Genomic DNA, 9,581 nt, shown 5'->3' on the forward strand with positions numbered 1-9,581 from the left:
TCAAGTTAAGAAAATAGATCACACCAAGCCGATAAAATATGCTTCTTTGTTACAAGAAAGTCTAAAAATTTCGTTCTGGGGGCGCTATAAATTTTTAAGTTGATAGCGATGTGACTTTACCCCTTTTTGAAATTTAAATTCTATATGAATGCACCGAGCTTATTGTATGAGGCATTAGAAAAAGGTGCGAATCGTGCTAGGGAAATTGCGAAGCTAAATTTAGCTGAAATTAAAAAGCGGATTGGCTATGAGAGGGAACGATAATTGTTCCCTTATTTTCTTTTCTCCTTATGAATCTATATTTTGAGCGCATTAGTAATACTTTAGCAATTCCCTTACCAGTTTTTCCGCCCGAATCGAGATAGAAGTGAGATTGGGGTCTTCTCTTGCTCTAAAAAATAATGTGCGTAAAAATGTTTTTATATTGGCACATAAAATACAATATTCATCAAGAGAAAGTCGCTTTCTAAATTGCGGTAGTCGTTTTATTTTTTTATAAATAATTGAGAAAAATTGTTCTTTCGGAAAGTCATGGTACAGCATAGATAAAAGAGGAGTCACAATTCTTTCATCTTCATTGCTGTGATATACAGTGGAATAAATGAATATTTTATTTAATAAGCAATGCGTAATTTCTTCGTAGCAAGTACAGGATATGTTTGGATTATGAACAAGTTCATTAAATGCATCAGAAACATGTGCAACGCTATGAGCCCATCCTTTATTTTTGACATGTCCTCGAAAATCTGTCTCGAGGTTCATATATTCAATGAGTTGTTTTTTTGTTTCTTGAATAGTTTCTGGTAATAAAAAGGAATGCGTGTTATCGAATTGTATGATTAAAGCAATTAATAGCGCCGTATACGAACGGGTAAACACTCCATCTGTATGTGAAGAAGTAATATCAAAGTGTAAATATTTCTTACTTAGGCAAGTCGTTAACAATAATTCTAGTTGATCGTGAGAAAGAAATTCATTTTGAATAAAATGTGAAAAGCAGTCATATATTAATTGATTACGAACATAGCTATCAGTTGTCCCGATATGTTGCAGCATGTTGAGTGTTAACTCATTCATATCGATATTCTGCATTTGTGTATAATCATTTTGCTGAATAAGCTCCAATTGTTGTTGCAATGTCATGATATTCAAAGATGAACCTCCTCTGTGCTTTAATTGTGCAATATTTTCTAGTATTCTATATATTCAAGGACAACCCTGCTCATGCAAGGAGTATATGTTGAAATTGCAGTGTAAAACCTTTGAGGTAGATAAGGGGGCAGTTATGTTAAACCAAAAGTTCAATCATTTAATTCCGCTTTATCCATCCGTGTTATTGGAAGACTGGCATGTTGAAAATGTTTCAGGTCGTCAAGAAGGGGAATAGTGGGAGACCCTTTGGTTTCAAGTCAGTACACCAGCAGGAATGTTTCGGGTAAAAGAATTTTTTCTAGATATAATGAAGCCAACATTTGCAGAGGTGAAAGAAATCTTTTCTTCATGTAAAGGAATGAAAAATGGAATGTCTTAAATACAGTTAGGACAGAAGTAGTCTCATTGTAATACAATAAAGAAAAGACATTTCATATATATGCGGACTATATGAAGAAAGTGTTGGTGAAAAAAATGAAACAGCAAAGCAATTGGTTACAAGCAAGCATTGAACAAAATAAAGATAATATGTTACATATACAATGGGAAAATGGGCCAGAGGAAGTTAGTATTTATTGGAGTATTTCTCCAGAACAGATTGAGGGAAATGGTGAATTTCTATTAAAAATATCAGGGGAATCATCATGTACAATCAAAAATCCAAGTGTGGATGTACGCCCATATTTTCGATTGGTAGGTAGTAATGGACAAGCAGTTACAATAGCAGAACGTAAGTTACCACTACAAGGAGCATTTAACTTCCGAGATTTAGGGGGCTATGAAACGATAGATGGCCGAAGAGTAAAGTGGGGGAAATTATATCGCTCTGAAGAATTAGCTGGGTTAACAGAAGCCGATATTAATTATTTGCAACAATCTGGTTTGAAATTAATATGTGATTATCGTACAGATTTTGAAGTAAAACATAAACCAAATCCAAGTATCACTGGTGCTCGTCAAGTATGTTTACCGGTCATGCAAGACTTGGCAAAAGATTTAAATATAAATGAGTTTTTCCAAGTTGGTGACTTATCGGTGCTGGGAAAACCGGGAGAATATTTAGTTAACATGAACAAAGACTTTGTAACGGGAAATGAAGCATTTGTGCACTTCTTGCAGCTTGCTCAAGATCCGGAAAATTTACCACTTGTAAATCATTGTACAGCAGGAAAAGATCGCACTGGTTTTGGTTCTGCTTTATTATTACTGCTACTTGGTGTACCAGAGGAAACCGTTATGCAAGATTATTTATTAAGCAATGGGTTCCGCGAGAAATTAAATCAAAAAATGCTGGCATTTATAGGAGCAAAGCTACAAAATGAGGAGAGTAAAGAAATATTAGGTGCTATGTTTGAAGCGCGTGCGGAATACTTACAGGCTGCGATTGATGAAATCAATCATAAATATGGAAGTATTGAAGTCTATGCTGAAAAGGGATTAGGTCTTACAAAAGAGCAACTAGATAAGATGAAGCAATTGTTATTAGAAAAGTAATATATAAATAGTTTTGATGAGAAATCCTGTATATATACATCAATTAAAAAACCGACTTTTAGGAGGGAGAGAGCATCTATTCATGCATAGAAGCGGTGGTCGAGCCTTTTTCTGCCACATGCGAAGTAAAAACAGAAAGAGTAAACGAGTGTAGGTTATTGTTTATTCTGCATAGCAAGGATTTAGATGTCGAAAAATGAAAATGGATTTATATAGTATTGTCTGGTTTGTTATTAAGAATTTTTAATTACATTGTATTTAGATTTACAATCACCCTCTCTGTCATAACCAAGAGAGGGTGACTTATTTATCTCTTACTTTTAAACTTCATCAAAAATAAAAATTTCATCGATGGAAGCATGCAATGCTTTTGCAATGTCATGAGCAAGTTGTAAGGAAGGGTTATACTTTCCTTTCTCTAAATGGCTTATCGTTTCACGGCGGACGCCAACGAGTTTTGCTAAATCATCCTGGGTCATATGTAAATGGGCGCGATATTCTTTTATTTTTGTTATGAACGCCATGGCGCATCTTCCATTTCATCCATTGGTGTATCGTAAAAGTAAATAGAAAATCCAAATGTAAGAACAAGTAGACCAAAAATGATAGCGATATCGATTTCTTGTATAGTTGGATTAGGGAATAACATTTCAATAAATATAAATATCGTAGTAGTCAATAATGTAATGATAAAAGCATTTCGACAAGCTTTATTTACAATTTGTTCAAAGAGCTCATCGTGATGAACTTTCCTATACGTTGTGAAAAAGGAAAAGAAACAAAACATACTAAACAATCCTTTTTCATAAAAGAAACCGAGAAATCCAAAAAAGCCAAGGAATCCAAGATATTTTATCCAAGTTGTCTTCATCATACGATCTCCTTTCGATGTTACAAATACATCACTTTATGTTATAAATATATCACAAAATACATACATGGGGAAAAGAAAAAATGAAATCCTCCATAAAATTCAGAAAAATGATACTATTTACACGCTATAAATAGTAAAAATAGCGTAAAATGGTTGCGAAGGGAGGAGTTAAAAAATGACAAATTTGATAGTAATTACATTGTTTCTCGTGGCAGTAACGGTGGTTGGGACGATAATAGTAGGAAAAAATGGGGATGAAAATTATAGTAAATCAACGAAAGGAAATATTACACGGCTTACAATGATTTACATTTTGTTAGCTATTATTTTAATAGTTGGTGTAGGTTTGTACATTTATTTTAATGGGTAGAAATAAAGTTTGAAATCTGAAAAAATACAAAAATCAAAAAATATAACTATGATATAATCATAATATAGTTTATTGGTAATAAAGGAAAGGGTTGGATAAAATGATTGAAATTGTAAACGTGTCAAAAAGTTATAACGGTTCTTCGTATGCAGTAAAAGATTTAAGTTTAACGGTACCAAGTGGAGAAATTTTTGGATTTTTAGGCCCCAATGGTGCTGGGAAATCAACAACAATTAAGATGGTAACAGGTATTCACGCAATAGATAAGGGAACAATTTCGATCAACGGAAAAGATGTGACGAAAGATCCTATGGAAGCCAAGAAAACATTCGGTTATGTTCCGGATAGTCCCGATATGTTTCTGCGATTAAAAGGGATAGAGTATTTGAATTTTATGGCTGATATGTATGAGGTGCCAAATGCAATCCGGCAGGAAAAAATTCAATTTTTAGCAGAGAAATTCGACCTTTATAATGCCTTGTCTGACCAAATTCAGAGCTATTCACATGGAATGAGACAGAAAATTATTATTATCGGTGTTCTTCTTCATGATCCAGATGTGTGGATTTTAGATGAGCCAATGACAGGGCTTGATCCAAAATCAGCGTTTATTTTAAAACAGATGATGAGAGAACATGCAGATAAAGGAAAAACGGTATTTTTCTCTACACACGTATTAGAAGTAGCTGAGAAATTATGCGATCGCGTAGCTATCATTAATAAGGGGAATTTGCAGTTCCAAGGAAACTTAAATGAAATGAGAGATCATTTTAAATCCAATGAATCTCTTGAAAAAATGTTCTTGGAGATGACTGGGAATGAATAAAATTTGGACATTAACAAAAGTATTATTGAAATTAAATTATGCAGATATTATAACGGATAAAAAGAAACGGTGGGCGTATGTATTTTCATTTTTAGCACTATTATTTGCCGGGTTTATACTTATTGGTCCACTTACATATGGAATGTATGTTGGAATGAAATCAATTGGACAGGAAACATCGATAATTGGCATGGGATTGGCCGTTGCAAGCATATGGGTATTTGTAATTAGTATTACGAATATTTTAACTGTATTTTATTATAACAATGATGTTGAAACGCTGTTACCATTACCACTGCAGCCAGCACAAATTATTACAGCGAAATTTATTACCGTATTAATTACACAGTATGTAATGGCATCTTTCATTTTACTTCCAATTTTCATTGTTTACGGTCTGCAAAGTGGTGCGTTTATTACATATTATTTATATGTAATATTGATTTACATATTTTTCCCTATTATTCCACTCGTACTTGCCTCACTCTTAATGACAGTTATTATGCGATATACAAATATTGCTAAAAATAAAGATCGAAGCAATATGTTCATCGGGGTGCTAACTCTATTATTTATTGTAGGCATTAACATATTTATGCAATGGAAAAACAAAAGTGCAGTATCAGGGGATGCGGTTGCAAATTATTTTGCTGATCATCAATCGTCTTTACTAGTTCAGATGACCAATTATTTTCCAACAACATACTTTGGTGCAATGGGATTAATAGAAAACGCTTCTTGGAAGGGGATTATATATGTAGTGATTTTTGCAGTAATTTCCTTAGCATTTTTCGGATTGTTTTTCTATGTTGCACAGCGTACATATTTAAAAGGAGTTATTGGACTTTCAACAAGTACAGCAAAAAAAGAGGCTATTTCAGCAGAGAACTTAAAGAAATCAACTATACAAAGCTCACACATAAAAGCTTATGTAAAAAAAGAGTTCAAAACTTTATTCCGGACACCACAATTTTTTATAAATTGTATCGTGCAAACTTTCATAATGCCAATTATGCTATTCTTTATTCTTTTCGTACAGGACGGGAACTTACAGTGGTTAACTAAGTTTGTAAAAGATCCAGAATGGTCTGGTTTAGCTCTTGGCATTGGTTTTTGTGCAGGTTTATTTTTAATGGGAAGTAATGTTATTGCAACAACGTCCTTTTCTAGGGATGGAAGTTCATGGTTTGTCAATCGTTATTTACCAGTAAAAGCATCGGATATCTTTTTTGCAAAAGTATTTACAGCATGGTTTATTAATATAGCCATTTTAGCTGTATTTGGCCTAATTATGATTATTGTTGCGGGTGTTTCACCGCTCTTTATGTTGCTATGGTTTTTATTAAGCGCAAATGGCTTATGGCTAACAAATTTAATTGGTACGCGCTGGGATGCTCAAACAGCGGACATACATTGGGATTCAGAGCAAAAATTGTTTAAAAGTCGATACACAACCTTGTGGAGTTTCCTTGCGAACATTTTAATGGATGTGGTTATCGTAGCTGGTGTATGTGCATTATACTTTGTTTTAGGAATTGGTTTGTGGGGTATGTTTATTATTCTACTAATTGTATTTACAATTATAAATGTAATCGTAACGCGAAGCTTACAATTAGGTGCAGAACGTATATTAGCAAATATTAAATAATAAAGTAAATCCCCTGTATTTATGCAGGGGATTTATCTGTAAGAAGCCATGTTTATCCCGCATGAATGGGCAGTATTACTACCACCTCAAAGCTCGATAAAAGCAAAGAAGTCAGGGAGGAGATAAACGCCATGTAAAAGCCCGATTGGTAAGGGGGAATAATCAATGGATTAATAGTTTATAATATTATTATGTAAACAAAAGTTGAGAAATAATAAATATTTTATCGAGTTATTTTTTTGTATGAAATAAGTAGATTGTCAAAAAATCAGGACTTTTGATAGAGGGATATTGCTTTAAAGAATGGGAATACAGAATGATATTCTTTATACGACAATATATTTTTCAAATGTAATATAAAACAAGTAGAAAAAACTCGAATATTAACATGAAACGTATAATTACATGACGTACGGATATGGAGATTCCTGTCGGAAAGATGATAGTTAGAACAAAAAGGGATTTTTATGGATAAATAGAATCGTAAAGAGGAGGATAAAATTGTAAATATAGGAGGCTTTTTATGAAAATGAAAAAGATAACAATTGCATCTTTAGCGATTGGTACAATGCTCTCCATTACAGCTTGTAGTCCTTCTGCAGAAAAAGATCAAGCAAAGAAAGAACAAACGAATGCACAAGAAGAGGCAAAAACAACAAATGCTGATGAAACGTCTACAACGAAAAATAACGAAAAAACAGAGAAAGATCAAAAGAATTCAAAGGAAACATCAGGAACTGACAGTAATGCCAAAACAACAACTGGGAAAACAAATGATCAAACTACAAGTGGAAAAACGACAGAAAAAGAAACAACTACGAAAACAAATGATCAAACTACAAATGGAAAAACGACAGAAAAAGAAACGACTACGAAAACAAGTGATCAAACTACAGATGGAAAAACTTCAACGAAAGATACGAAGCAAACTATAGCTGTGAAAACAAATGTAAAGGAAGTTGTTCAACTGATTGAAAACTTAGATAAACAATTGGTTGCTAATCCAAAGCTAGACACAGTAAATAAGCTTGGAAAACAAATAAGTGACAAATGGGATGCAGTAGAAAAAGAATTAGAGGCTTCACATCCAACTGATTATAAAACAATTGGACAAAGTATGTATCCTTTAATTGTAGGAGCTGAGAAACAAAAAATAGATGTGAAACGGATGAAATCGCTAACTACGAAAACAAAGCAAGATTTAAACCAACTATTAAACAAACTTTCATAATAAAATGGAATGATTTATGGAAAAGGCAATTGGTTATCTTTGTGGTAAAGTTGCAAATTTAATCTATACAATATTAAAAAGTGGCCAGAAATAAAAAATAGAAATTATTTCTTATTCACAATGATGTAGCTTTGAAATAAAGTTCGATAAAAAACAACCTCTTCGGTAATATATCTGCAAGAGATTGTTTTTATTTTTTGAATTTTTTAGGTATTATATTTCATAGTTCTATGAGTGGTTCTCCCCGTAAATTAGAAGAAATTATGATGGATCAAAATAACGATGGTTTAAAGAAGTCTAAGTGAGTTATACTCAAACCTTTTATACAAAATGAATTTTCATCCAAAAAGAAATTCACATTTTGATCAATCTTTTTTCAAAATGTGAGTTTTTCCTCTATATTTAAGTTAAGCAATATCCTTACTATTGCTCAACTTAAATATAGAGAACGTTTGACTTAAGGAGTGGTTATAATGGCATGTGTTTTATTTATTAATGGTGGATCAGAAGGACATATCAATCCAACAATTGGGGTTGTACAAGAGCTTATTTCGCGTGGAGAAGAGGTGGTATATTTTTCTATAGAAGCTTTTCGAGAGCGTATTGAAAAGACGGGAGCTAATGTACGAACATTTGACGGTCAAAAATTTTTAAAAGCCTTTATCTCAGGTGGCAGAAATTATTTATCCGAAAGAATCAACGGTCTTTTATATACGGCGGATATCATTATACCTAGCGTTCTTGAACAGATCCAGGGAGAACATTTTGATTACATCATTCACGATTCTATGTTTGGTTGTGGACGTTTACTTTCCAAAATCCTAAAGCTCCCCGCAATTAATTCGTGTACATCTTTTGCTCAAACTGAAATATCATTTGAAAGAATGTTAGAACATCTTTCACAAAATATCCCAACAGAAATTGCTAAAAGGGTAAATAATGATTTTCAAAACCTAACAACAAAAATTAAAGAAAAATATGGTATTGAAATCACTTCTCCTTATGAAGCTTTTTGTAATCCTGCACCACTTACAATTGTTTATACAACTAGGGAGTTTCAACCTTTTGGAGAAACGTTTGACCAAACATACAAATTTGTAGGGCCATCCATCTCTACACGATTAACACAAGAAAACTTCGACTTTACTGCAATCAAAGGAAAAAGTCCAATTTACATTTCACTAGGTACTGTTTTTAACCAAGCAATTGATTTCTATAAGCTTTGTTTTAAGGCATTTGAGGACACTGATCATACTGTTATTATGTCTATTGGGGAAAAAACTCAAATATCTGATTTAGGGGAGATTCCTAAAAACTTCATTGTGAAAAATTATGTTCCACAAACTGAGGTACTTAAATACACTAAATTATTTATTACACATGGTGGAATGAACAGTACCAATGAAGGTTTCTATTACGGAATTCCACTAATTGTAATCCCGCAAAGCGCAGATCAGCCAGTAATTGCAGGGCAAGTTGCCAATCTTGGAGCCGGCATTAAATTACAAATGCAAGGCTTGACTGCAAGTCAACTACGTGAAACCGCAGATCATGTGCTAAGACATCCATCTTTTCATAAAGCTGTTGCAAATATTAGGGAATCCTTTCAAAAATCAGGTGGGTATCAGCAAGCTGTTGATGAAATTTTCAAATTTAAAAGTCAATACGATATTTAAATATAAAAACTTCTCAGCATCTAATCTCATTTATGCAAAAAAAGTGCCTATGCGACATGACATAGGCACTTTTTTTGCTATTCTACATATTAACAGTTTAGTAGTTTAGTGTCATATAGAGCGGGAAATTACCTACTGTAAATTTGAAATAGAGTCACGATTGTTGATTGTTATATAAATCCATTTTCATTTTTCGGCATCTAAATTCCCTGCTATGCAGAGTAAAACGTAACTTACACTCGTTTTTACTTCGCATGTGGCAGAAAAAGGCCCTAACCGCTTCTATGCATGGCCAGATGCTCTCCCCCAC

At 33.2% G+C, this 9,581-nt stretch carries 9 protein-coding genes and 2 pseudogenes; 8 read left to right on the top strand and 3 right to left on the bottom strand.

What is annotated here, in order from left to right; translation table 11 throughout:
• Positions 1-135 precede the first annotated feature (135 nt).
• A pseudogene (locus COO03_RS14685) lies at positions 136-264 on the top strand (tryptophan--tRNA ligase); the annotation flags it as partial.
• Between the two features lie 48 nt (positions 265-312).
• On the opposite strand, the gene COO03_RS14690 reads toward COO03_RS14685, so the two are convergent.
• A complete protein-coding gene (locus tag COO03_RS14690; RefSeq protein ID WP_097897874.1) occupies positions 313-1,152 on the bottom strand; it encodes a DUF2785 domain-containing protein in 840 nt (279 codons plus the stop codon).
• Positions 1,153-1,285: 133 nt separating this feature from the next.
• Between COO03_RS14690 and COO03_RS14695 the strand changes: the two are divergent.
• Positions 1,286-1,510: pseudogene (locus COO03_RS14695) on the top strand (hypothetical protein); the annotation flags it as partial.
• A gap of 116 nt (positions 1,511-1,626) precedes the next feature.
• Positions 1,627-2,646: a tyrosine-protein phosphatase gene (locus tag COO03_RS14700; protein WP_097897875.1), complete on the top strand. Its 1,020-nt coding sequence runs from the start codon at positions 1,627-1,629 to the stop codon at positions 2,644-2,646.
• Between the two features lie 320 nt (positions 2,647-2,966).
• Here the strand turns inward: COO03_RS14700 and COO03_RS14705 are convergent, their stop codons facing one another.
• Both COO03_RS14705 and COO03_RS14710 read right to left on the bottom strand, forming a co-directional pair.
• Positions 2,967-3,170, bottom strand: coding sequence for a helix-turn-helix transcriptional regulator (locus tag COO03_RS14705; protein ID WP_097897876.1), 204 nt, complete (start codon positions 3,168-3,170; stop codon positions 2,967-2,969).
• On the bottom strand, positions 3,158-3,517 hold the full coding sequence (locus COO03_RS14710; RefSeq protein ID WP_097897877.1) for a DUF3796 domain-containing protein: 360 nt from the start codon (positions 3,515-3,517) through the stop codon (positions 3,158-3,160). Before COO03_RS14710 ends, COO03_RS14705 begins: the two co-directional genes overlap by 13 nt.
• 178 nt (positions 3,518-3,695) lie before the next feature.
• On the opposite strand from COO03_RS14710, the gene COO03_RS14715 reads away from it, so the two are divergent.
• The 5 genes from COO03_RS14715 (at position 3,696) to COO03_RS14735 (ending at position 9,271) form a co-directional block, all read left to right on the top strand.
• Positions 3,696-3,890: a hypothetical protein gene (locus COO03_RS14715; protein WP_097897878.1), complete on the top strand. Its 195-nt coding sequence runs from the start codon at positions 3,696-3,698 to the stop codon at positions 3,888-3,890.
• A gap of 100 nt (positions 3,891-3,990) precedes the next feature.
• Positions 3,991-4,716 carry an ABC transporter ATP-binding protein gene (locus COO03_RS14720; protein WP_097897879.1) on the top strand — a complete coding sequence of 242 codons (726 nt, stop codon included), beginning with the start codon at positions 3,991-3,993 and terminating at the stop codon, positions 4,714-4,716.
• Positions 4,709-6,364 carry a putative ABC transporter permease subunit gene (locus COO03_RS14725; protein WP_097897880.1) on the top strand — a complete coding sequence of 552 codons (1,656 nt, stop codon included), beginning with the start codon at positions 4,709-4,711 and terminating at the stop codon, positions 6,362-6,364. Before COO03_RS14720 ends, COO03_RS14725 begins: the two co-directional genes overlap by 8 nt.
• Before the next feature lie 523 nt (positions 6,365-6,887).
• Positions 6,888-7,595 carry a hypothetical protein gene (locus COO03_RS14730; RefSeq protein ID WP_097897881.1) on the top strand — a complete coding sequence of 236 codons (708 nt, stop codon included), beginning with the start codon at positions 6,888-6,890 and terminating at the stop codon, positions 7,593-7,595.
• A gap of 473 nt (positions 7,596-8,068) precedes the next feature.
• Positions 8,069-9,271, top strand: coding sequence for a macrolide family glycosyltransferase (locus tag COO03_RS14735; RefSeq protein WP_097897882.1), 1,203 nt, complete (start codon positions 8,069-8,071; stop codon positions 9,269-9,271).
• Positions 9,272-9,581: the final 310 nt, after the last annotated feature.

Origin of the sequence: Bacillus sp. AFS098217, from assembly GCF_002551815.1 — a bacterium.
GTDB lineage: Bacteria > Bacillota > Bacilli > Bacillales > Bacillaceae_G > Bacillus_A.